General features: G+C 63.1%; 24 protein-coding genes. 7 read left to right on the forward strand and 17 right to left on the reverse strand.

Annotated features, from left to right (window positions below; all coding sequences use genetic code 11):
- Positions 1-26 precede the first annotated feature (26 nt).
- Positions 27-1,082, reverse strand: a complete 1,056-nt coding sequence (locus tag M3I56_RS19270; RefSeq protein WP_254355348.1) for a rod shape-determining protein — start codon at positions 1,080-1,082, stop codon at positions 27-29.
- A gap of 341 nt (positions 1,083-1,423) precedes the next feature.
- Positions 1,424-2,074 carry an alpha/beta hydrolase gene (locus M3I56_RS19275; protein ID WP_254355349.1) on the reverse strand — a complete coding sequence of 217 codons (651 nt, stop codon included), beginning with the start codon at positions 2,072-2,074 and terminating at the stop codon, positions 1,424-1,426.
- 276 nt (positions 2,075-2,350) lie between these two features.
- Between M3I56_RS19275 and M3I56_RS19280 the strand changes: the two genes are divergently transcribed.
- Positions 2,351-3,922, forward strand: a complete 1,572-nt coding sequence (locus M3I56_RS19280) for a DHA2 family efflux MFS transporter permease subunit (RefSeq protein WP_028203500.1) — start codon at positions 2,351-2,353, stop codon at positions 3,920-3,922.
- Positions 3,923-4,031: 109 nt separating this feature from the next.
- Complete coding sequence (locus M3I56_RS19285) at positions 4,032-4,958, forward strand: glutaminase (protein ID WP_254355350.1); 927 nt, start codon at positions 4,032-4,034, stop codon at positions 4,956-4,958.
- A 56-nt stretch (positions 4,959-5,014) separates the two neighbouring features.
- Here the strand turns inward: M3I56_RS19285 and yfcF are convergent, their stop codons facing one another.
- Together yfcF and M3I56_RS19295 are read right to left on the reverse strand one after the other, a co-directional pair.
- Complete coding sequence (gene yfcF, locus M3I56_RS19290; RefSeq protein WP_254355351.1) at positions 5,015-5,647, reverse strand: glutathione transferase; 633 nt, start codon at positions 5,645-5,647, stop codon at positions 5,015-5,017.
- A 98-nt stretch (positions 5,648-5,745) separates the two neighbouring features.
- Entirely contained in the window at positions 5,746-6,015 is a 270-nt protein-coding gene (locus M3I56_RS19295) for a hypothetical protein (protein WP_254355353.1), read from the reverse strand.
- Here M3I56_RS19295 and M3I56_RS19300 point away from each other — a divergent pair.
- A complete protein-coding gene (locus M3I56_RS19300) occupies positions 6,002-6,253 on the forward strand; it encodes a hypothetical protein (RefSeq protein ID WP_254355354.1) in 252 nt (83 codons plus the stop codon). The genes M3I56_RS19295 and M3I56_RS19300 overlap by 14 nt on opposite strands.
- A gap of 174 nt (positions 6,254-6,427) precedes the next feature.
- Here the strand turns inward: M3I56_RS19300 and M3I56_RS19305 are convergent, their stop codons facing one another.
- The gene (locus M3I56_RS19305; protein WP_309249169.1) at positions 6,428-7,096 is read right to left on the reverse strand and encodes a response regulator transcription factor; all 669 of its coding nucleotides are present in this window, start codon (positions 7,094-7,096) and stop codon (positions 6,428-6,430) included.
- 18 nt (positions 7,097-7,114) lie between these two features.
- Positions 7,115-8,020 (reverse strand): trypsin-like peptidase domain-containing protein, encoded by a 906-nt coding sequence (locus tag M3I56_RS19310; protein ID WP_309249172.1) that lies wholly within the window; start codon positions 8,018-8,020, stop codon positions 7,115-7,117.
- 148 nt (positions 8,021-8,168) lie between these two features.
- Between M3I56_RS19310 and M3I56_RS19315 the strand changes: the two genes are divergently transcribed.
- Positions 8,169-9,101 carry a hypothetical protein gene (locus M3I56_RS19315; protein WP_375541753.1) on the forward strand — a complete coding sequence of 311 codons (933 nt, stop codon included), beginning with the start codon at positions 8,169-8,171 and terminating at the stop codon, positions 9,099-9,101.
- A gap of 47 nt (positions 9,102-9,148) precedes the next feature.
- Here M3I56_RS19315 and M3I56_RS19320 read toward each other — a convergent pair whose 3' ends face one another.
- A complete protein-coding gene (locus M3I56_RS19320) occupies positions 9,149-10,819 on the reverse strand; it encodes a thiamine pyrophosphate-binding protein (protein ID WP_254355356.1) in 1,671 nt (556 codons plus the stop codon).
- A gap of 444 nt (positions 10,820-11,263) precedes the next feature.
- On the opposite strand from M3I56_RS19320, the gene M3I56_RS19325 reads away from it, so the two are divergent.
- Entirely contained in the window at positions 11,264-11,689 is a 426-nt protein-coding gene (locus M3I56_RS19325) for a tripartite tricarboxylate transporter TctB family protein (RefSeq protein WP_254355404.1), read from the forward strand.
- An 8-nt stretch (positions 11,690-11,697) separates the two neighbouring features.
- A complete protein-coding gene (locus M3I56_RS19330; RefSeq protein WP_051481395.1) occupies positions 11,698-13,257 on the forward strand; it encodes a tripartite tricarboxylate transporter permease in 1,560 nt (519 codons plus the stop codon).
- Positions 13,258-13,706: 449 nt separating this feature from the next.
- Here M3I56_RS19330 and M3I56_RS19335 read toward each other — a convergent pair whose 3' ends face one another.
- The 10 genes from M3I56_RS19335 to M3I56_RS19380 all read right to left on the reverse strand — a co-directional run bounded on the left by M3I56_RS19335 (position 13,707) and on the right by M3I56_RS19380 (position 22,191).
- The gene (locus M3I56_RS19335) at positions 13,707-14,702 is read right to left on the reverse strand and encodes a tripartite tricarboxylate transporter substrate binding protein (protein WP_254355357.1); all 996 of its coding nucleotides are present in this window, start codon (positions 14,700-14,702) and stop codon (positions 13,707-13,709) included.
- A 98-nt stretch (positions 14,703-14,800) separates the two neighbouring features.
- A complete protein-coding gene (locus tag M3I56_RS19340) occupies positions 14,801-16,531 on the reverse strand; it encodes an L-aspartate oxidase (RefSeq protein ID WP_254355359.1) in 1,731 nt (576 codons plus the stop codon).
- Positions 16,528-17,142, reverse strand: coding sequence for a fumarate hydratase C-terminal domain-containing protein (locus M3I56_RS19345; protein ID WP_254355360.1), 615 nt, complete (start codon positions 17,140-17,142; stop codon positions 16,528-16,530). The genes M3I56_RS19340 and M3I56_RS19345 overlap by 4 nt, the downstream gene beginning before the upstream one ends.
- A gap of 1 nt (position 17,143) precedes the next feature.
- Positions 17,144-18,019 (reverse strand): fumarate hydratase, encoded by an 876-nt coding sequence (locus tag M3I56_RS19350; protein ID WP_254355361.1) that lies wholly within the window; start codon positions 18,017-18,019, stop codon positions 17,144-17,146.
- A gap of 68 nt (positions 18,020-18,087) precedes the next feature.
- Positions 18,088-18,441, reverse strand: a complete 354-nt coding sequence (gene sdhC / locus M3I56_RS19355) for a succinate dehydrogenase, cytochrome b556 subunit (RefSeq protein WP_254355405.1) — start codon at positions 18,439-18,441, stop codon at positions 18,088-18,090.
- On the reverse strand, positions 18,441-18,737 hold the full coding sequence (locus M3I56_RS19360) for a succinate dehydrogenase (RefSeq protein WP_254355363.1): 297 nt from the start codon (positions 18,735-18,737) through the stop codon (positions 18,441-18,443). Before M3I56_RS19360 ends, sdhC begins: the two co-directional genes overlap by 1 nt.
- Before the next feature lie 50 nt (positions 18,738-18,787).
- Positions 18,788-19,504: a succinate dehydrogenase/fumarate reductase iron-sulfur subunit gene (locus tag M3I56_RS19365; RefSeq protein WP_028203484.1), complete on the reverse strand. Its 717-nt coding sequence runs from the start codon at positions 19,502-19,504 to the stop codon at positions 18,788-18,790.
- A 115-nt stretch (positions 19,505-19,619) separates the two neighbouring features.
- Positions 19,620-20,894 (reverse strand): C4-dicarboxylate transporter DctA, encoded by a 1,275-nt coding sequence (dctA, locus tag M3I56_RS19370; protein ID WP_254355364.1) that lies wholly within the window; start codon positions 20,892-20,894, stop codon positions 19,620-19,622.
- Positions 20,895-21,060: 166 nt separating this feature from the next.
- Positions 21,061-21,342, reverse strand: a complete 282-nt coding sequence (locus M3I56_RS19375; RefSeq protein ID WP_254355365.1) for a UxaA family hydrolase — start codon at positions 21,340-21,342, stop codon at positions 21,061-21,063.
- 57 nt (positions 21,343-21,399) lie between these two features.
- Complete coding sequence (locus tag M3I56_RS19380; protein ID WP_254355367.1) at positions 21,400-22,191, reverse strand: sulfite exporter TauE/SafE family protein; 792 nt, start codon at positions 22,189-22,191, stop codon at positions 21,400-21,402.
- Positions 22,192-22,410: 219 nt separating this feature from the next.
- Here M3I56_RS19380 and M3I56_RS19385 point away from each other — a divergent pair, with 219 nt between their 5' ends.
- Complete coding sequence (locus M3I56_RS19385; RefSeq protein WP_254355368.1) at positions 22,411-23,289, forward strand: LysR family transcriptional regulator; 879 nt, start codon at positions 22,411-22,413, stop codon at positions 23,287-23,289.
- The last annotated feature ends 15 nt before the right edge of the window (positions 23,290-23,304 follow it).

Below are 23,304 nucleotides of genomic sequence, written 5' to 3' on the forward strand. Positions count from 1 at the left end.
GTTGCCTCGAGCGCCGGCTTGCGCCGTTATTCGACCATTTCGAACGCGTGCTCGCTCATGAGCGAGGCCGCCGCGCCCGCGCCGCGCACCGCGCAGGTGAGCGGCTCGTCGGCCACCCGCACGACCACGCCAAGCTCGGCGGCGAGGCACTGGTCGAGCCTGCCGAGCAGCGAGCCGCCGCCCGTGAGCACGATGCCGCTATCGGCGATATCGGTGACGAGTTCGGCGGGCGCCGTCTCGAGCACCTTCCGCACCGCGTTGATCACCACGCGCAACGGCGCAGCCAGCGCGTCCACCACGTCGTGGCTCGTGATCTCGACCGTGCGCGGCAGACCGTCTTCCATGCTGCGCCCGGTCGCGCGGATGCGTTCGATGGGTTCGCCGTAGAGCGCGCAGCCAATTGTTTTTTTCACGTGTTCGGCGGTCTGGTCGCCCAGCACGACACCATAGAGCGTGCGCACGTGATCGACGATGGCGCGGTCGAACTGGTCGCCGCCCACGCGCACCGAGCCGCTGCACGCCACGCCGCCCAGCGCGACAATGCCCACTTCCGTCGTCCCGCCGCCGATATCCACGACCATCGAGCCCGTTGCCGCATGCACCGGCAAACCCGCACCGAGCGCCGAAGCCAGCGACTCGCCGATGAGGTTCACGCTCGCCGCGCCCGCCGCGAAGGCCGCCTCGCGAATCGCGCGGCGCTCGACGCGCGTCGCGCCCGCCGGCACGCACACCGTGAATGCCGCGCGGCGGCCGAGCAGACGGCGCGGCTGCGCCATCGCCACGAAGCGGCGCATCATGTGTTCGGCAGCGGAAAAATTGGCGATCACGCCATGCGAGAGCGGCCGCACCGTCTCCAGGTTGGCCGGCGTGCGGCCGAGCAGGTCCTTCGCCTCGCGGCCCACCGCGGCCACCGTCGTCTCGTTCGCGCCCGCGCGCCGCTCGAAGCAGACCACGGAGGGCTGGTTCAGCACGATGCCCTTGTCGGCGGTGTAGATGAGCGTATTGGCCGTACCGAGATCGAGCGCCACGTCCTGGCGGAACAGCCTCTTGGAAAAAATGGAATGCGGCTTGGCTCGGGCCATATTGGTCTGAAGTTCGGTTCTTTTTGGCGACCCGGCAGACGACGCGCCGCCGGATGGCATTCCCGATGGCGGCCTCGTCCAGGCAGCGCGAACTAGCCGCGCGCCGGGCGGAACGGGCCTACGCGGCCCATAAGGTCGCGGCGACTCCCCGTATTAACGGCCGCGACCGGCGCGAACTTTAGCCGGTCCAAAAACAACTGCAAAGCTCATCCGGAAAATATGGCCGAAATACGACACTGCGGGCTTATGCGACTGCCAATTTGTACCGATTTGATCCGCCGATGCATGTCGATTACCGGGGACTGAACTCGTCGCCGCCAGCGATCGGATGAGTCTCGCGATCAGCTGCGCGCGAGCGAGCGCACCAGCGCGTCGCGCCCGAGCATGACGCCCTGCGGCGTGATCGTGTGGCCCACGCCCGGCAGCGCGAAAGCGGTGACCGCGAATCCCGCGTCGCTGAACGCGGCGGCGGCGCGCTCCAGTTCGGTCGCCGGAATCACTTCGTCGTCCTCGCCGTGCACGAGCGTGAGCACCGTGCGGCTTTTCGCGACCACGGGCGTGACGAGCCGGCCCGCATAGGCGACCACGGCCGCCGCGCCCGCCGGCTGCGTGGCCGTGTGGTAGAGCGACATGATCGAGCCTTGCGAGAAGCCCACCAGGGCGAGCGCGTCGTGGCCGAGCCCCCAGTGGGCGAGTTCGGCGTCGAGCCGCCGCTCGAGCACCTGCGAGGCGGCAACGACGCGCGCCTCGCGATTGCTCTCGCTGATGTCGCGCAGGCTGAACCACTGGCGTCCGCCAAAGCCGCCGTCGAAGGGTTCGCTGCCATCGAGCGACGTGAACGCGACGCCGGGCAGCGCATCGCGCCACACGTCGGCGAGCGGCGTGAGGTCCTGTGCGTTGCTGCCTACACCGTGCAGCAGCACGACGAGCGCGCGAGCGGCGCCATCGGCCGGCGCCAGACGCCAGCCGCCTTCGAATGCTTCCCAGCTCATGATCGGACCTCCCCTGTACTGACGTTCGTATTGTGTCTCCAGCGCACGCTTTTTGCGCGGCGCACGGCAGGCGCAAGGATACGCTCGCCGCGCACCGCGTGTACGAAAGACTCCATTTCCCGGCGTTACCTAAAGCCGCGTCAGCAGCCCAATCGCGCGCGAAAGCCATTCGCAAGCCCCATGACCCTGCGCAGCATGAGGATGCTCCGCGGCTGGCGATGACAAAAGGCGATTGCAGGTATCCTGTGCCGCAAACCGAATACGCGGAGAACATGCTTGAACCAGCCCGCCGCATCATCGGCGCCGCCTGCGCCGCCGCCTCCGCTCCAGGGAGGCCGTCTGGTCCTCGGCACCATCGCGGTCTCGCTCGCGACCTTCATGAACGTGCTCGACACGTCGATCGCCAACGTCGCCATTCCGACCATCTCCGGCGACATGGGCGTTTCCGTGGACGAAGGCACGTGGGTCATCACCGTGTTCGCGGCGGCCAACGCCGTTTCCATTCCGCTCACCGGCTGGCTCACGCAGCGCTTTGGTCAGGTGCGCCTCTTCATCACCTCGATCCTCTCGTTCGTGCTGGCGTCGTGGCTGTGCGGCATCGCACCGACCCTGCCTTTCCTGCTGATTGCGCGCGTGCTGCAAGGCGCCGTGGCCGGCCCGCTCATTCCGCTCTCGCAGGCCATCCTGCTCGGCTCCTGGCCCAAGGACAAATCCGCGAGCGCGCTAGCGTTCTGGGCGATGACGACGACCGTCGGCCCGATCGCGGGACCGGCGCTCGGCGGCTGGATCACGGATAGCTACAACTGGGCGTGGATCTTCTACATCAACATCCCAGTGGGTTTTTTCGCGGCTTTCGTGACGTGGTCGATCTACCGTAACCGCGAATCTGCCACGCGCAAACCGCCTATCGACGTGGTGGGCCTCGGCCTGCTGATCGCCTGGGTCGCCTCGCTCCAGATCATGCTGGATAAAGGCAAGGATCTCGACTGGTTCAACTCGCCCGTGATCGTCACGCTCGGCCTCGTCGCGCTCATCAGCTTTGCGTTCTTTCTCGTCTGGGAGCTCACCGAGGAACATCCGATCGTCGATTTACGTTTGTTCGGACAACGGAACTTTCTCGGCGGCACGATTGCGATTTCCGTGGCCTATGCCGTGTTCTTCGGCAATCTCGTGTTATTACCGCAGTGGATGCAGGAGTATCTGAATTACCGCTCGGTGGACGCGGGCCTCGTGACCGCGCCGCTAGGCATCTTCGCGCTGCTGCTCTCGCCTGTTGTGGGGCGCCTGTTGCCGCGCTCCGACGCGCGCATCATCGCGACGATCGCGTTCGTGATGTTCGCGGGAGTGTTCTACATGCGTTCGCAGTACGTGATCGAAATCGACACCTTCCATCTCGTGCTGCCCACGCTGCTGCAAGGCATCCCTATGGCGCTCTTCTTCGTGCCGCTCACGGCGATCATTCTCGCGGGGCAGCCGCCGAGCCGAGTGCCCGCGGCGGCGGGCCTCTCGAACTTTGTGCGCGTGTTCTGCGGCGCGGTGGGCACCTCGATCGCGACCAACGCATGGAACAACCGCACGATCCTGCATCACGCGCGGCTCACGGAGCAGGCCTCGGTCAACAACCCGACCTTCGTGCAGGCGATGGACCAGACCCAGAAGGTGCTGAATCTGAGCGAGCCCTCCGCACGCGCGCTGTTCGACTTTCAGCTCACCACGCAGGCCGCCATGATGGGGCTGAACGACATTTTCTATATCTCGGCAATCATCTTTCTCGTGATCATTCCGCTCATCTGGATCACGAAGTCGACGAAGGGCGGTGGTGGCGGCGGCGCGGCGGGAGCGCATTGACCGGCGCGGTTCGGTCAAGGCGCGCAATGAAGCCGTGGCGGCAAGCGCGAGCCGCTACAATCGCGGGGACCGCGGCGGGCGCCCCGCCGCGACTGCACGGCTCCCTCCCATGAATCACACGTTCGACTACACGCCTACCCTCGACGCCATCCATCGCGACCTGCAGCCGTATATCGGCACAGGCCGCGTCGCCGACTACATTCCCGAACTCGCCACAGTGCGCCCCGATCACTTCGGCATGGCTATCGTGACGGTGGACGGCCAGGTGTACCGCACCGGCGACGCCGACGTGCGCTTTTCCATCCAGAGCATTTCGAAGCTGTTCGCCTGCACGCTCGCGTTCCAGCTGCTCGGCGACGCGCTCTGGCAGCGCGTGGGCCGCGAGCCTTCCGGCACGGCATTCAACTCGCTCGTGCAGCTCGAATTCGAGGCGGGCAAGCCGCGCAACCCGTTCATCAACGCGGGCGCGCTGGTCGTGACCGACGTGCTATGCCGCCGCTTCGTGCAGGCCGAAACCGCGCTCGTCGATTTCATGCGGCGGCTTGCGGGCGAACCCGGCATTGGCTACGACCTCCGCGTCGCGCAGTCGGAACTCGCGCACGCCGAGCGCAACCGCGCGATGGCGCATTTCATCGCGAGCTTCGGCAACCTGGAGATGCCCGCCGATACCGTGATCGACGCGTATTGCCGGCAGTGCGCGATCTCGATGAGCTGCGTGGAACTGGCACGCGCGGCGCTCTTTCTGGCCAACGGCGGCGTTTCGCCCGCGAGCGGCGAACCCATGCTCGACGCGAGTTCGGCCAAGCGCCTTTCTGCGCTGATGCTGACCTGCGGCACCTACGACGCGGCCGGCGACTTCGTCTACCGCGTGGGCTTGCCTGCGAAGAGCGGTGTGGGCGGCGGGATCATCGCGGTGCTGCCGGGCGAGTTCGCGGTGTGCGTGTGGTCGCCGGGCCTCGACGCAACGGGGAATTCGCTGGTGGGCTCGCTGGCGCTGGAGTGGCTGACGACGCGCACCGGCCGCTCGATTTTCTGAGGCTTGGGTGAACGCCATCCGGTCAGCATTCGCCAGCCCTTCGCGACGACGCAGCCTCAGAGCGGCGGCCGCTCGAGCGTGAGCCAGCGCTGCACGGAAGGCCTCTGCCACTGCGAGAGGGCGTACTGCGCCAGCCGATGCGGCACCGGATCGCCGTTCAGCACCAGCCGGTTCAGCATCAACGCCAGGTCCAGGTCGGCAATGGACCATGCGCCGAAAAGGTGCTTTTCGCCTTGCGCGAGCAGCGCGTCGGCCATCGCGAAGAGCTTCTCTGCCGCGAGTTGCGCCGCGCGGGAAAGCGGCGCCGTGGTCGGGCCGTAAAACACGACCTCGGTCGAGCGCTCCTGGCGGATCGGCATGAGATCGCTGCGCAGCCACGCCTGAACCTGGCGCGCGCGGGCGCGCTGTTGGCTATCCGCCGGATACAGCGCCACGCCGGGGAAGGTTTCGTCCAGATACTCCGTGATCGCCGAGGACTCCGAGAGCGCGAAGCCGTCGTGGATCAAGGTCGGCACACGCCGCGTGAGCGACATTGCCGCGAATTCCGGCTGCTGGTTTTCGCTCTTGCCGAGATCGACGGTTGAAAGCTCGAACGCGAGCGCCTTCTCGTGCAGCGCGACGAAGACGGACATCGCGTAGGGACTGGCGTACTGGGCGTCGGCGTAGAGGTGGAGAGTGGGGTGGGTCACAGTCGGCTCCGTTATTGGCGCCGACGATAGTAGCAAGCCCAGCCGCCGTTGCGCTCGATCATCGGCAGGCTGATCGAATCAGCCCCGCCCCGCTCCGCTCACGCCGTCGTGGAGACCAGCCCCGTGGTTTTGCCGCTCGAGACCATCAACTGCGCCAGCGAACTCTGCACGCTCGCCAGTTGCGACGCGATCTGGCTGACCTGGCTCGCGTCCGATTGCGACGCCGAGCTCAACGCGCTTTGCGCACTCTGGAGCTGCGCCTTGATCTGGCTGATCTCGCCCGAGTTCGACCCTTGCGCTGCGGCGCCCGAGGTCTGCGACGACACCTGCGCGAGCTGCGCCTGAAGCGACGCGATGAGCGCATTCAATTCGTCGAGTTCGCTCGATGACGAACTGCTGGAGGATGCTGCGCCGCCTCCCCCGCCGCCGCCCGCCTTCGAAGAGGCCGAGGTGCTTTGCGTCGAAGTCGAAGTCGACGTGGTGCCGCTACTGGACGCGCTCGTCGACGAACTCGTCGTGCTGTTGTCATTCGAATTCGACGATGCCGCGCCCGAGGAAGCGCCGTTGCCTGCGCCGCTCGTCGAAGCCTGCGCGCCGGTGCCGTAGGCAGTCGTCGTAGACGTCGTCGCGGTAATGGGTTGAACCTGCATGGAATCTCTCTCGCCGTAGTCAGTGGCAGCTCAGCCGCCGAATAACGCCCTATCCGTGTGTTATCGGCAGCCTGAAGGTTTCTTGAGCGCTGTCCGTGCCGCTTTTATCGCAGGGGCGGTCGTGGTCCGTCTACACCATGATGTATCCATGCCGCATACCGAGCATCACCGCTTCGGTGCGATTGGTCGCGCCGAGTTTGCCGAAGATGGACGAGAGGTGGGATTTCACCGTGTTGTCCGAGATGTCGAGTTGCCGGGCGATCTCCTTGTTGCCGAGTCCGTCGGCGAGCATCGCCAGCACTTCTGTCTCCCGTAACGACAAGGCTTCGAACGGTCCGCCCGACGCCGTCTGGCGCAACGGTTTCCGTCCGGCCAGCAGCCTTGCGAGGATGTCGGGCGACAGCACGCACAGGCCGGCGGCGGCGGCTTCGATGGCCGCGACGATTTCGGCGGGCGTCACGTCGCGCGACAGGATCGCCGTCGCATCGGCGGGTAGCTCGTCAAGGAACCAGTCGCTATCCGGGTCGTCGAGCAACAGGACCAGCGCCGGTGGCACGTGGCCAGGTTCGAATAGCGTCTTGAGCGCGTCGCCCGCCTCCGGTTCGATGTCGGCCAAGACGACATCCGGCACCGAACCGGCCAGGTCAGCGGCGAGCGTTTCGGCGTCGGCGGCGCTACCCAGCAACGCGAGTGCCGGGTCCGCCTCGACGATCGTTTGCAGGCTTGCGCGCACCTGCGGCGATGCCGCAATGAGCGCGACCCGCACCGGCCCCATGTATTCCATCTTTCCGTCCGACATATTGCCGCGTCCCGCACCTCACCTGCATGCATGCCGTTGAGGCCGTTCGCCCACGGTTACCGTGCACGCGTGGCGCTCGCCGCCCCGGATCAACGTCACTGGCAACGGCTGCCCGATGCCCGTCGAGCCCAGCGCGGCGTGCAGGTCGCCCATGTCGCGGCAAGGCTGGCCGCCCAGTTCGATCAGCACATCGCCGATGAGCACACCGGCCTGTTCCGCGGGACCGCCCGGCGCAAGCGAACTGATCAGCAATCCGCTATTGAACGACAGGTTCATTTTGTCCACCCATGCGTTCGGCAGGCTGACCTGCTGCGTGCCGACGCCAAGGTAGCCCCGTGAGACGCGCCCCTTGGCCAGCAGTTCATCGGCGACGCGCTCCACCGTCATCGCGGGAATCACCATGCCGGCGCTGCGCATCAGTCCCGACGTGCAGATGCCCACGACCTGGCCGCGCATATCGGCGAGGGCCGCGCCCGAGAAACCCGGGCGCAGACCGCCGTCCAGTCGCACGAATGCGTCGAGCTGCCCGCCTCTCCAGGTGCGCCAGGGACCACCCGTCCTGCCGATCACGCCAAAATCAGCGCTGATGCCGAGTTCGTCCGTACGCGCGACGGCGAGCGCCAGATGACCCGGCTTCAGTGAGCGAGCTTCGCCGGACTCGACTGGGTCCAGGTCCACGCCGTCCAGCTTCAGCACGGCGAGGTCGGTGCCCGGATCCTGGCCTGCGAGGACTGCGGCGACCGTACGACCGTCGGCCAAGGTGATGTCGATTCCCTCCTCACGCCGGATCGTGTGGGCAGCCGTCACGACGACGCCATGGCGCCAGATTACCCCACTCGACGGCATGCGATGCCGGCCATGGATTGCCACGACGCTCTGTCCGACTCGCGCGACAATGTCGGCCAGACCGTCCGAGAGAGCCATTAAAGGATTTGCGCTCGAGGATGTCGTTTCCATTTCAGGTCTCCTGCTGATCGTGGGTTCACAATGACAGAAGGACAGGCGGCGCACACCACCCAAATGGGTAGTCGGATCGATGCAGCTCACACTGAGTCAAAGCGGGAGGAAGGCCATGAGGACGCTTGCCAGATTCACATCAGGCATCCGGCGCACGCGCCCGTGGTGGATGGCCGTGATGACCGCGGCGCTCTGTTTGCTGGGCCAGGGCGCTTTCGCGCAAGCGGACGCCAGGGCGACGAGCCTGCGCGAAAAGTACCAGAGTCTCACGCAGCCACTCGCGGAAAACCAGTTTCAGCGGCCGCTGTACCTCGAATCCCAGGAGTTGCCATCGGCACTCAAAGGCGATATTTACGGGGTGGTCAACTTCCCTTTCGCGACGGTCAACGACACGCTCAACCACCCGACTCAAGGGCCTGCCAACTGGTGCGACGTGCTGATCCTGCATCTGAACATCAAGTACTGCCATGCCTCGACCAGCGCGAGCGGGACGGTTCTCGCGGTGAATATCGGCAAGAAAACCGAGGAATCGCTTTCCTCATCCTACCGCGTGCAATTCACCTGGGACCAGGCCGTGAGTAGCCCTGACTATTTTCGCGTGGAGCTTACCGCCGCCACGGGTCCGCTGAGCACGAAGGACTACCGGATCGTGCTGGAGGCCATACCCGTGGGTAACGATCGCACCTTTATTCATCTGACTTACGCCTACGGTTACGGCACGGCGGGCCGGCTTGCCATGAAAGCCTATCTGGCGACGATAGGCAGCGATAAAGTCGGCTTTTCCACGACCCACGATCCGTCGACGAACGAGACGCGATACATCGGCGGCGTGCGCGGTCTGGTCGAACGCAATACGATGCGTTATTACCTCGCCATTCAGGCGTATCTCGATGCGCTTGCCAGCCCGCCCGCCACCCGTCTCGACAAACGCCTCACCGAGTGGTTCGACGCGACCGAGCAGTATCCGCGGCAACTGCACGAGGTCAGCCGCGCCGACTACATGCAAATGAAGCACGACGAATATCAGCGTCAGCAGATCGCGCAGTAGCCCGCGCAGCGCGCAGGCGTCACCGGTCCGTTTGCGAACATCCCGACTTAGCGACCGGGCGATGCAGCTTCTGGCGCGCGGCGTTTGAAAGACGGCGCAGCAACACCCTCGATCATGATGTTCACGCACGTTGGCAGCTTCGCGTTCTGCGCAGCCTGCGCCCGTTCGATCGCGTCTTTCATGTCGTCCGCATGTTCGACGAACGCGCCAGCGCCACCGAAAGCCTCGGTCACGCGATCGTAGCGTGCGGGCAGCAGCTCGCAGCCGATCAGCCGCTCAGGGCCATAACTGCGCAACTGGATCTGATACTCGGCGTTCCAGCGCGCATCATTGCCGACCACGGCCACGAAGGGTAATCCGTAGCGCACGGCGGTATCCATTTCCGCCGCATGAAAGCCGAACGTGCCATCCCCCATCACCGCAACGACGGGCGAATCAGGGTGCGCGACGCGCGCGGCCAGCGCGAACGGAAGCGCGGCGCCGATCGCCCCGGCGACGCCGTTGATCACGCGATGCGGTGCGCGCAGGCAGGCTTGCGCCCACTGCCCGAATTCGCCGCCATCGGAGACGAAAACCGCGTCGGGATGGCTGTCGAGCAACGCCTGGAACGGTGCGAGCGCCTGAACAGGATGCACCCGTCTTTCGAGCGACGACGACGCCGTGCGCCATTGCTCGGGCCGCCATGCAATCGCGCCCCGCACGTCGCGCGCCCAACGTTCATCGCACTTGTGGGCATGGCGGGAAGCGGTAGCCAGCATTTCGAGCGCGGGGAAACTATCCGCCACCGCCGTGCCGATCAAGCGCTCACCCACCGCGCGGCGCGTGCGTGCAATCTCCTGCAGTTCCGGGTCGACCTGGACAAACGTGCAACCCGGCGCAAACGCGGGCGATTTCCCGAACGCCAGCGTGAAATCCATCCGCTTGCCTACCAGCATCACGCGGTCAGCCTGCGCCAGAACCTCGGCGAACGCCCCCAGAGCCGGATCGTTGATGCCGCGCGGGCTCTCCATGCCGATGACCGGAATGCCGACCGCCGCCGCAAGCGTGTCCGTCCGCTCGCGGCCAGCGCGGGTCATGCACGCCGGCCCCACGAGGATCAGCGGGCGCGCCGCATCGGCGAGGCTCGATACCAGGCGCCTGGCCGTTGTGTCGTCAAGCATCTGCCTCGCCGGCATAAAGCTTTCGGCATGCATTTCGCCGGGCACGTGCGCCGCGCCCTCCAATACGTCCACTGGAAGGCTCAGGTGAACCGGCCCGGGCCGCCCCGACTGCGCGGCGCGCATCGCGTGGGCCAGTTCATCGACCAGAGTGTCTGGATGCTGTGCGGTGGCGGCCATCTTCACGAGCGGCGCCGCGACATCCGCCTGCCGCATCTCCTGAAATGCGCCCATGCCCAACTGGTCGTGCGGTGCATGCCCGGAGAGCAGCAGAACGGGCGATTCCGCCATCTGCGCCGTATAGAGCGCCGAAACCGCGTTGGCGTGACCGGGACCGCCGGTCACCAGCGCCACGCCGACCTTGCCGGTCAAGCGCGCGTAGGCGTCCGCCATATGCACGGCCGCGGCCTCATGGCGCGTGTGGAACAACTCGATACCCGCGCCAATGCAAGCGTCGAACACCGGCATGATGTGGTTGCCCGACAAGGTGAAGACATGCTTCACCCCTGCTTTGGACAACGCCTTTACCAGCGCGTCAGCGCCGCGGCATGCAATCGACATTGCGATATCTCCTGTTCAAGACGTGTGGATTCCCGCATTAAATGGGTGTCGAGTGGATTATTCGCGTCATCTATCAACGCGAAAAGTCAGTAATTCTTGAAGTCGACGAAAGAATTGCTTCGTCTCGCGCGCGATGCGCCGACACCCATGTTTTCCCTGATGGCAATCCGAAGGCTAACACATTACATTGCGACTCATACATATGAGTTGTATGACTGTGTCGGACAGGCGACGCTCCCTGCAGGCCCGCGCCGGCTACACAGCAAACTTCGATTCGTAGTGCTACCTTCTGCCCGGCCGCACATGGGCCGGGCAACCTTGCCGGACCTCGCTCTCCAGACTTCATGCGCCGGGCTGCGCTGCGGATGTCAATCGCTCAGGCGGCGGAGGTGTGCGTTGAACCTCAGAGTTTCTTTCAGCAAGGATTACTACGCCGGCGCACTGATGGTCGTGATCGGCGCAAGCGCCGCGTACGCCGGCTTGTCCTATGACGTGGGATCGCTGACGAGCATGGGGGCGGGCTTCTTTCCCGTCGCCGTGGGCACGCTTTTGGCTGTCGTCGGCATTCTGATCGCGCTCTCGGCGAAGGATCTGCCCAAACCCGCTTCGAACACGGCGGATGCGCATGCGCGCCTGCCCGACCTGCGTGGCGCCGTTTGCATCATCACGGGCACGCTCGCCTTCATCCTGCTCGGCAAGTACGGCGGCCTGATTCCCGCCACCTTCGCGATCGTCTTCATTTCCGCGCTCGGAGACCGAACCAATACCCTGTTTCGCGCAGCCGCGTTGTCGATCGTCATGTGCGCGATCGCCCTCGTTGTCTTCTCATGGGCGCTAAAACTTCAGCTGGCGCCATTCGCCTGGGGATAGTGAGCAACATGATCGAACAATCCTTGCACGACCTCTTTTACGGCTTCTCGGTTGCGCTTCAAGGCACCAACCTGATGTGGTCGTTCTTTGGCGTCCTCGTGGGCAACATGGTGGGCGTGTTGCCGGGCATGGGCGCGCTGTCGGCAATCTCCATCCTGTTGCCGCTGACCTATGTCATGCACCCTGTACCGGCGATCCTGATGCTCGCCGGTATTTTCTACGGATCGCAATACGGCGGCGCGATCGGCGCCATTCTGCTCAATCTGCCTTCTCACCCTCCGCATGCGATCACCTGTCTCGACGGTTATCCCATGGCAAAGGCCGGCAGAGGCGGCGCGGCGCTCGGCATCACGATGTTGAGTTCGTTCTTCGCGGCGTCGACCGGCATCATCCTGATGATTTTTGCTTCGCCATTGCTCACGGCAATGGCCTTCAAGTTCGGCCCCTCGGAGATCTTCTCCGTCATGCTGCTGGGCCTGCTCGCCGGCTCGACGATGTCGAGAGGCTCGGCGCTCAAAGGCATCGCCATGACGCTTTTCGGCTTGCTTTGCGGAATGGTCGGCACGGATGTCAATACGGGCACGTTCCGCTTCACGTTTGGCCTGACCGACATGAACGACGGGCTCGAACTGGTTGCTATCGCCATGGGGCTCTTTGGCGTGGCCGATTTCCTGTGCAACGTCAACAGAATGCAGGTATCGAGCAAGTCGCTGAGCGTGCGCTTCAAAGACATGCGTCCCACGCGTGAGGAACTCAAAGCCACCTTCTGGCCCATGACGCGAGGGACGGCCGTGGGCGCGCTGTTCGGCGCCATGCCGGGAACCGGCCCGACGATCACGACGTTCGTCGCCTATGCGCTCGAGCGCAAGCTCTCAAAGAATCCCCAGGCGTTCGGCACGGGCGTGATTGCCGGCGTCGCGGCGCCCGAAGCGTCGTCGCACTCGAAAACGCAGGTCGATTTCATTCCGACGATGAGCCTCGGCATACCCGGCGACCCGGTGATGGCGCTGATTCTCGGTGCGCTCATCATTCAGGGCATTACGCCTGGCCCACAGTTGATCTCCGAGCACCCCGATATCTTCTGGGGCCTCATTGCAAGCTTTTGGATCGGCAATATTCTTCTCGTTCTGCTCAATGTGCCGATGATCGGCGTGTGGGTCAAATTGCTCAGACTGCCTTATCGGTATCTGTTTCCCTCTGCGATGTTCTTTATTGCCGTTGGCGTGTTCAGCACCCAGAACAGCCTTTTCGAGGTGTGGCAAGTTCTGGCGTTCGGCTTGATCGGCACCGTGTTCAACTACCTTGGCTTTTCAGTCGCGCCTATCCTGCTTGGCTTCGTCCTCGGGCCGATGATCGAGGAGAACTTTCGCCGTGCGCTGCTCATTTCGCACGGCAATATGTCGATTTTCGTCGAGCGGCCCATCAGCTGCGGATTCCTCATTGCATCGCTGTTGCTCGTCGTGATGGTCACGCTGTCGGCACAACGAAACCGCCGCCGCGCGAACAAGAAAGAACGCGTGCGCCAGGGTGGAGCGCGCGCCGAAATGCCCCGGGCAAGCAGCGATTAATAGGGCAGTAGAAAGACCGCCCGGCTGCAAACTGTCCGGGCGGCAACGTCGATCCGGTTGGCGTAATACCGCCCAGGATGCTGTTGTAAGCAGGCCATAGCATCGGTCATGTGCGATCACCTGTTCGCTTCAACGCTAGTACAATACGGGTTACTACCTAACTGAAAACCCGGTTGCTCGTGAATACCCCCTCCTCGCCCGTTCGCACTTCCCCTGATACCTTCCAACGCATTCAACGCCAGATCGCCGCTGCCGCACGGTGGATGCTCGAGTTGCACGACGACATCAGCGATCTGAAAGCGGCCGTCAATCGTCGCCCGATTCAGTCCTGACCTCGGCTCGGCCGCCGCGCTTGCGATACGGGGCCGATAATCAGCCAAGCAAATGAAAAAGCCCGCCGGGACATCGCATCCGGCGGGCTTCGCAACAACGGCAATCAACAATCAAGTTCAATTCGCGCCGATATGGCTCGCGCTGACGACCTTTTGCCATTTCGCCGATTCCGTGGCGATCCTGGCCTGAAGTTGGGCAGGCGTGTCGCCTACCGGGTCCATCCCGAGCACGGCCAGGTGCTGGCGCGTGTCGGGCTGTGCGAGCACCTTCACGGTATCCTGCTGAATCTTGTTGATGACGCTCGCGGGCGTGCCGGCCGGCGCCACGAGTGCGAACCAGCCGGTCACATTGAAACCGGGCAAGCCGGCTTCGCTCACGGTCGGAATATCGGGCCACGCGGCTGAACGGTGGTCGCCGGTCACCGCGAGCACCTTGATCGTCTTGCCCTTCATGAAGGGCATGGCCGCGGCGATGTTGGGCAGCACGACCTGCACACGGTCCGCCATCAGATCGTTGAGCGCAAGCACCTCGCCCTTATAGGGCACGTGAACCATCGGAATGCCCGCCGCGCCCGAGAACGCTTCGTCGGCCATGTGAACCTGGCTGCCGATACCGGCCGAACCAAAGTTCAGCTTGGGATGTTGCGTTTTCCCGTAGGCGATCAGCTCCTTCACATTCGAAATGGGCAGCGAGGGCGCCACGGCAACGACCATCGGATTACTCGCCACCGTCGTGATATAGCTGAAGTCCTTGGCCGTGTACGGGAGTTTTTTGTAGATGTACTGATTGACGGTGAACATGCTCCCCGACGCCAGCATCAATGTGTAACCGTCAGGCGAAGACTTCGCTTCGACTTCGGCGGCGATCATGCCGCCCGCGCCAGGGCGATTGTCGATCACCACCGACTGCTTCCAGAGCGTCCCCAATCCCTGGCCGATCGTTCGGGCCAGCACATCGGTCGACCCGCCGGCAGAGAAGGGAACGATGATCCGGATCGGCTGGGACGGCCACGCGTCTTCTGCATGAGCGGCCGACTGCACTTGCAGGGCAGCGGAAATTGCGGCAGCGAGCACGAGCCCGCGCCGAAGCGTGCGAACGAATTTGGGGGGCATTGCGTTGTCTCCGTTTGAAATAGTGTGGATCGGCCGTGGCTCGATTCAAGGCGGACAGCGAAGCAGTTTCCGGAAATGCGCTTGCCACGCGGCACCCCTCATTGCGCCATCTGCTCGCAAAGAATCGTTTCTCCCGGCCGTACCCGGCTGAATGTCACTGGCTCCTGTTTGATCTCGACCTCTCCTCCACTTTTGCGAATCGTCGTGTAGGCGGACCTCTCCAGATCGCCGGCTTCCGGATAATCCTCACGGAAATGCGCGCCCCGCGAATTCTCGCGAGATAGGGCCGCCTCGGTGATGATCTGGCTGACTGCAATCAGATTCTTCAGGTTCAGCCAGTCGTGCCACTGTGCGTTGAATGCGCGATCGCCGTCCACGACGCCGGTGAGCATCAACCGCTCATGAAGTTCGGCCAGGACCTGGCGTGCCCGCAAGAGCCCGTCGCGATCGCGAATGATGCCGACGTGCGTCCACATGCATTCGTAGAGCGCTTCCCGAATGCTCTCGAGCCCTTTTCCGTTCTTGGAGAAGGGGACTTCGGCTTCCTTGATGGCACCTTCGATGGCGAGCGAATCGGGTTCGCGATATTCACCTTGCGCTTTGACCCACTTCGCCATGTTGTCGCCTGCGATGCCGCCGAACACCGTGGAGTTCGCCACGCCGTTGCCACCGAGCCGGTTCGCTCCGTGCACGCCACCCGTGTCCTCTCCCGCCGCGAAGAGCCCACTCAACTCAGTGCCGCAGTCGGTGTGGAACGTCACGCCGCCCATCATGTAATGCGCGGTCGGCACCACTTCGACGAGCCCGCCCGCGAGATCGAATCCGCAGTCCGCGCAACGTTCCACCATGCCCTTGAACTGCTTGCGCACCTTGTCCGGGCCCAGGTGGCTCATCTGGATGTACACGCCGCCATTGGGCGAAGTGCGCCCCGCACGCATTTCCGAATAGATGCCGCGCGAAACGATGTCGCGCGTGGCGCGTTCGCCGCGCTTGTCATAGCGATCCATGAACCGCTCTTTCGTGCCGTTCAGCAAGTACCCCCCTGCCCCGCGGAGTCCTTCTTCGAGCACGGTTCCGGTCATCCGCGTGTGACTGCCGGCAAGCAGACCCGTAGGATGAAACTGCACCATTTCCATATCGCGGAGCGTGAGGCCCGCGCGCAGCGCCATCGCCAGTCCGTCGCAGCTCTTGTCCCCCGACGGCGTATGAAACTTGTACATCGTCGGGCCGCCGCCCGTTGCGAGCAGCACCGCCCTCGCCTGCACAAATACGAAGCGGCCCGTGCGCATGTCGATCATCAATACGCCCGCGACATGCTTGCCGTCGCGCGTCTTGATCAATTCGATGGCCCGGTGCTCCTCCAGGCGATGGATGCCGCGGCTCCACACCTGCTCGGCCAGGCGGTTGATGATCTCGATGCCGGTCAGGTCGCCCTTGTGGACCGTTCTGTCGAACGTCTGGCCAGCGAACGCCTTCTGGTGAATCGACCCGTCGGGGTTACGGTCGAAAAAGCAGCCGAGTTCGTTTTCGAGCTCGCGCACGCGCTCGACCGCCGTGCTCACCAACGCCCAGGCGAGGTCCTGGTTGGACAACCATTTGCTCCCCTCAATCGTGTCCATGAAGTGACGCTCGACCGAATCGCCGGGCGCCAGCGCGACGTTATAGCCGCCCTGCACCATGCGCGTGCAGCCGCATTTCCCGAGGAGCCCTTTCACGGCAACCGTGATCGAGAGGTCCGGCGCCTGCTTGTGCGCGTGCAGTGCGGCAAAGAGACCGGCGCCGCCCGAGCCGAGAATCAGGATATCTGTCTTGACGCGCGCGATATTCATTTTGTCGGTACTCCCAGGCTTTCAAGCACTTCGGCGCGTCGCGAGGCGGTGTCGCCCCTGACTTCGTCGTACAGGCTGCCGCCGTGGCTGTCCATAGCCACGAGCAGCGGGCCGAAGCCCTTGATCCTGAATTTCCAGAGCGACTCCGGATTGAGGTCGTCCAGATCGACGGCTTCGATCTTCTCGATCCATGTCGTTTCGAGCGCTGCCGTGCCGCCGATGATGGCCAGGTAGACGCCGCCCAGATCCTGGAACGCCGACTTCGATCCTTCGCGCAAGCCGCCCTTTCCAACGATCATGCGTACGCCGTACTGCTCCATCAGCGGCCGCGTGAAGCGTTCCATGCGGTCCGACGTGGTCGTGCCGATGCAGACCGGTTGATATCCCGCCGGGAATTCGCTGCTTGGCACGACCTTGCGCACGTTGGGCGCCGTGTGAATGACCGCGTGCCCGCGCAGGTCGAATTCCGTCGTGCGCCCCTTGTCGAACAGATGGATCTGCGTTGCATCGCGGATGCCGAACAGCGTCAGATGCAAGGTCACCGTATCGTTCACCCGCAGCTTGCGGATCTGCGACTCGTCGACAGGCGTATGGAGGTCGTAGTGAGCCATTTCAGAATCCGTAAGTGAGACCGTCTGAGGTAAGCAGCGCCTTCGCGCGCCGCGCCGAGTGACACTGCATGTTGACCGCAATGGGATTCATCGTGATGTGGGTCGACGCCAGCTCGATATGCACCGCAAACGCCGTGCTATCGCCCCCGAGACCCTGCGGGCCGACACCGAGACGGTTCACGGCCTGCGTCAGTTCGCGTTCGAGTGTGGCGCCTTCGGGGTCGGCGCACGTGGTGCCCAACGCGCGCGTCGCGGCACGTTTGGCTAGCGCAATGGATAGATCGGACGTGCCGCCGAGACCCACGCCCACGATCGTCGGCGGACACGTTTTGCCGCCTGCCGAGATCACACAGTCGACGACGAACATCTTGATCGCGTCGATCCCCTCGGCAGGCACGGCCATCTTCAGGAAAGAGTTGTTCTCCGAGCCGCTGCCTTTCGGCACCATCTCGATGGTTGCGGTCTCGTTCTCGTCCGTGAAGTCGACGTGAATGACGGGCACCTCGATGCCGCACGACGTGTGATTGTTCTTGCGCGTGAGCGGATGCACGACCGACGAACGCAGCGGGTGTTCCTTCGTGGCGCGCTCGCACCCTTTGCGAATCGCCGCCTTCAATGCGAAGCCGTCGAACTCGACGTTGCGCCCAAGCGCGACGTTGTAAATCGGGATGCCCGTGTCCTGGCAAAGCAGGTTCTCCGTATCTTCGGCGACACGGATATTGGTCCGCATCGTTTCGAGAACCCGCTGCGCGACCGGCGACGTTTCGCTGGCGGAAAGCCTTTCAATGCCCTCTTTCACGTCGGGCGGGAGCAACTTGAGGGCGCGGATATACAGTTCCTTCGAGGCTTCCTCGACGACGTCGAGATCGAGTTTCATGGCCGTCTCTTCCGGATTGGTAAAAAGTTGTGGGGCTGTCGTGCAGCGTGGATTTTCACTATACGGGGCTAATGCACGAGCGCGAGCAGGAAAGCCAGGCCCGTACAGGTGCTTGCCCCCAAACCGAAGGCGAGCCAGTTCTTTCTCAAGCCGGTCCACGGCAGAAATTCAATCAGCAAGAGACGAATCCCCCCCATCATGTGAAGCGAGAGCAGGACCACGAGTCCCCATTCGCCAAACTTGAAAAGCGGCTGGTCGGTCACACGAAGAAAGCCGTCGAGAGAAGCCTCGCCCGTAATGGCATGGCCGAGCGCCCAGAAGTGAACCGGCAGGAACAAGGCCAGCGCCAGACCGGAAAGACGATGCACGAGAAAGGCCCACCAGGCAGGATGCGTGCGGGCGCGATAGTCGTTCTTTCGCATCACGATACGACTCCATAAACGGCGCGCAACCCCATCAGCGCGAGGCCAGCGGAAAACGCGAGACAGGCGAACTGCGCAGCCTTTCCGCGCCAGTGCAGCCACTCCTCTGAGATTCTGAGCAGACCGATAGGCACGTGGACCGCACACGCGATCGCGAATACCGTATAGAACGCGCCAAACCACAGATTTCCGCGCGTGCGGCCGAGAATGGCCGACGCGCTCAAGCCGCTATGGACGGCGTAGATGATGACGCCGAGATGAACGAACACGCAGAGCGCGAGCACAGTCGCACTCATGCGCTGCCAGTACCAAAGACGAGCCTGAGTGCGAAGAGATAGGCCTTGCATTACAGGTCTCCTTCGCGCGCAGCCTTCATCGTCATCCGCTTTAAGCCGGCAATACCGGCTGTCGGCGAGAGATGCTTGGGGCAACGCTCCGTGCACGTGGCCTGGGTATGACACGAGTGACAGCCCGCGTCGCCAGCGACGGCGCGCAGACGTTCGAGCGTTTGCGTGTCGCGTTCGTCGTTGACGAGCGTCCACGCACGGTTCAGCGCGGCGGGCCCCAGATAATCCGGGCGCCACGTCACGACGTCGCAGGACGAATAGCACACGCCACAACCGATGCACTCGATCCCGGCGTCCGCCGCCTTTCGTTGCGCGCTCTCGGGACTCACTCTGGCGAAATCGTCGTGGCGCGACCGGCTACCCGAAAACTGCCCCTTGGCCCGGCTCCACTTGTCGAAGAAGTCGCTCATGTCAGTCACGAGGTCCTTGATGACGGGCAGATTGGATAGCGGCGCGATCTCCAGTTCGTCGTTCACCGCGACTTTCGACACGTGCGTGCGGCACGTCCAGCGCGCCTTGCCGTTGACGTTCATCGCACAGGATCCGCACATGCCCACGCGGCACGCGAACCGGTATGCGAGGTCGGGCTGCAGTTGCCGCTGAATGAACGTCACGACGTCCAGGACCGTTTGACTTTCGTAACGCGGGACGTCGTAAGTGACGAGCCCACGCGTAACACTTCTCCAGACTCTGACTCGAAGTTTGTCGGTATTCACGATGCCTCTCGAATAGCTGCTGACGCAGTACGATTGAACGGATTTCGTACATCGATTGTTCAGCAATTCTTCGCCAGGAAAAATCGAATAATTCTGGCGTTCAGCTAAAGGTTTCCTATGCCTCGCCGCGCACGCGCCGCAGCTTCAGCACGGTGGCCATTTGCGCGTTGTCGCGTTCCTTTTCGAGTCCGGACACCACGAGCGTGGCAACGGCGTTCCCGATCATGTTGGTGACGGCGCGCACTTCCGAAATGAAACGGTCCACCCCAAGAATGAGGGCCGCGCCTTCAATGGGAATCTGCTTGAACGCCGTGAGCGTGGCGAGCAGCGTGACGAAACCTGCGCCCGATACGCCGGCTGCGCCTTTCGAGCTGATCATCGAGAGCACCATCAGCCCGATCTGGTCTGTCCATGACAGCGGCACGTTATAGGCCTGCGCGATAAACATCGCGCAAATCACCTGAGCCACACAGGTCCCGTCGAGGTTGAACGAATAGCCCATCGGCATCACGATACCGACGACCTGTTTCGGGCACCCCATGCCTTCGAGCTTGCGGATCAATTGTGGGAACACCGATTCAGACGACGTCGTGGCAAGCACGAGCAGAATCTCTCCCTTCAAATAATTGACCAGCCGAAGGAGGCTGAAACCGCTCATCCGGCAGATGGTGCCCAGCACGACCACGAGGAAAAAGATCGTCGCCACGTAGATCGTGATGAGCAGCATGCCGAGCGAATTCAATGCCGACAGTCCGTATTTCCCGACTGCAAAGCCCATCGCCCCCAACGCGCCGAGCGGTGCGAGCTTCATGATGAAGCCCACAATCCTGAAGAGCACCGCCGACACCGCGTCGAAGAACGTCAGGACCGGCTGCCCCTTCTCGCCGATATACGACAAGCCCACCGCGAACAAGCAGGCAATCACGACGATCTGTAGCATGTCGCCCGAAGCAAACGGACTCAGGAAACTCGAAGGAATGATGTTGAGGAAAAAGCCCGTGAGGCCGCCGCCGTGATGCACTTCCGTTTGAAATTGCGCCAGCACGTGCACATCGGCGGTGCCTGGCTGGATATTCATGCCGACACCCGGGCCAATCAGGTTCACCATCAACATGCCGATCAGCAAGGCCAGCGTGGTCACCACCTCGAAATAGATAATGGTCTTGCCCGCGATCCGGCCCAGCGTGCGCATCTCGCCGATCTGCGAGGCGCCGCATACGATCGTGGTGAAGATCAACGGCGGCGTAATCATCTTGATCAGACGAATGAACGCATCCGATAACGGCTTCAGGGACTGGGCAAATGTCGGGAAGAAGTGTCCGACGGCGATCCCGATCAGGATGGCGATCAGGACCTGGACATAAATGTGCCTGCAAAAACGACGCAACATGGTGTCTCCTTGATCTCGCCTCACGCCGCGTGCACGCGACGTTGACGAGAAAGTTGCCGGGCCGCGCAGACCCGGCACTCTGACCAGTTGTGGCAACGAGCTGGAGATCGCCTCTGCTGGGCGAATGTTTCCAGCCGTCTCATGCATTCAATCTTGATTGCCGCTTTTACCAGCGCTTCGTCTTGATGTTGTGAACGTGAGCGTGCTCGCCCGCCTTGATGGGCGCCACGACCTTGCCGATATCGACGCCGTACTTGTAGACGGTGTCGCCCACGGCCATGTCCTTGAGCGCCACCTTGTGACCGATCGGAATGTCCTGCTGGGCGACGATCGCGACGATCTTGTCGTCATCCATGATCCAGGCGTTCAACGCCAGGCCCGCCTTGATGCCCTCGACCACGGCAACGCCAACCGTGTCTTCGCGCTCATGCAACACCGCGTGAATCATCGTCTACTCCTTGTTCAAGTGGAATCGGGTGTGAACCGGCATGGGTAACGAAGTGGCTTAGCCGAACAACGCCGGTACGGAACGAATGATCAAATTGACTGCCGCGACGATAAGAACGATCCAGAGAAGCGTGAGGACGCGTTGCGCCGAAATGGCGCTGCGCAGCCTCGCACCGGCGAACAATCCCACCGCGCCGCAAGGCAACAGAAAGCTGGCGAGCGGGAGGACAGCCGGGTTTCGATAGAGTCCGGAAACGGAGAAGAGAATGAGCCGGGCGACCGCCGTGGCGGTAATGAGTGTGCTGATCGTTGCACGTCGCTGGTCGGGATCGCGCAAACGGCCGGCCAGATAAATCGTGTAAACCGGGCCGCCGGTACCGAATACTGCGGTGAGGCATCCGCCAAAGAAGCCCAATGGCAGGGCCCAGCGTCCGCCGATCTCACGAAATTCGCCACGGGACATGACCTTCCAGAGCGAGTAGGTCAACAGGCACACGCCAAGAATGAGTTCGAGCGGCTTTTCCGGCACGCAAACCAGCACGCTCACGCCCAGCAGAAGCCCGATGCACAACCATGGCCCGAGCCTTTTGAGTTCCTGGGTCTGAACAAACTGAAGGTTGCGCATGCCCACGAGCATCCCGGCAACGAGATCCAGCACCAGCATCACGGGTGTTGCCGTGCGCAGGGGCACCAGTTGCGTGAGCAACGGTATGGCAACGATCGACGAACCAAAACCCGTCAGCCCGTAGACCAGGTACGCGATCGCCACGACCCTTCCCGCCACTGCGATCGAACTGACACCGATTCCGATGGCGCCAGCGGCGATTTGCGCATTCAACCAGGCTGTCATTGATGAAGGATCCCGGAGCGACGTTCAGTGTTGTGGGGCATGCGGGGGATGCATTGACTGCGCCGGCCCAGAAAATCTGGCCGCGCTGCTGCGTCCATTGTCGCTTGCGGCTTGCTAAAGATAAACGCAGTAATGGTTTTCCTGAGACCAGGAAATACTTTAGGTTGCGTAAAATTTCGGGGATCGAAGCGAGCATGTCTTCTCCGCGAAACGCGAGCAATGCCATCCATTCGCACCCTCAAAATATTTCTCTCTGTCGCGCGATGTGGCACCTTTGCCGCCGCCGGCAACAAGGTCGGCCTCACCGCTGCGGCCATCGGGCTGCAGATTCGCGCGCTCGAAAGCGATCTCAATGTTCAGCTTTTTGACCGCAACGCGCGCGCTGCCGTGCTGAATCCCGTTGGCCGCGCACTCATTCCCGAGATCGAAGAAATCGTTCGCCGCTACGAGCTTCTCGAGGTCGCCGCCGGCGGCGACGAAATGTCGGGAACGGTCGTGATCGGCGCACTCGTCTCCGCGCTGATGGGCGCATTCGCCGATGCCTTATGGTCAATACGCCAACACCATCCTCGCCTCGATGTGCATCTGCTCGCCGGCATGTCCAGCGATTTTGCGCACCAGGTCGAAGTCGGCGAACTCGATGCGGCGGTCGTCACGCAGTCTCCGCACCCTCTCGCGTCCACACTCCTTTGGACACCTCTGTATTCGGAACCGATGATTCTCATCATGCCAACGGCCCCGCACTTCGATTTGCCGCCGCAGCAGGACGACATCCTCCGCCATGCGCCGTTCATGCGCTTCGACCGCAGCACATGGACCGGACACCTCGTGCAGAATGTGCTCGATCAGTGCAAGGTCGAAGTCAACGAAGCGATGGAGCTGAACTCCGTCGAAGCGATCGTCGCGCTGGTGCGCCAGGGCTTCGGCATTTCGATCGTTCCTGAACTCGCCAACGTCGACTTCGCCAACGATCGCGCCATCCGCGTCATGTCGCTCAATGGCGTCGACGTGCGGCGCCACGTTGGCTTGCTCGAACGCGCGAGGCACAGCCGTACCGCATTCACCGACGCGATCAAGAGTTACTTCACGGCGGCCTGACCCATCCGGCGATCG

The organism is Paraburkholderia sp. CNPSo 3281 (assembly GCF_024206515.1).
In the GTDB taxonomy this organism is placed as follows: domain Bacteria; phylum Pseudomonadota; class Gammaproteobacteria; order Burkholderiales; family Burkholderiaceae; genus Paraburkholderia; species Paraburkholderia nodosa.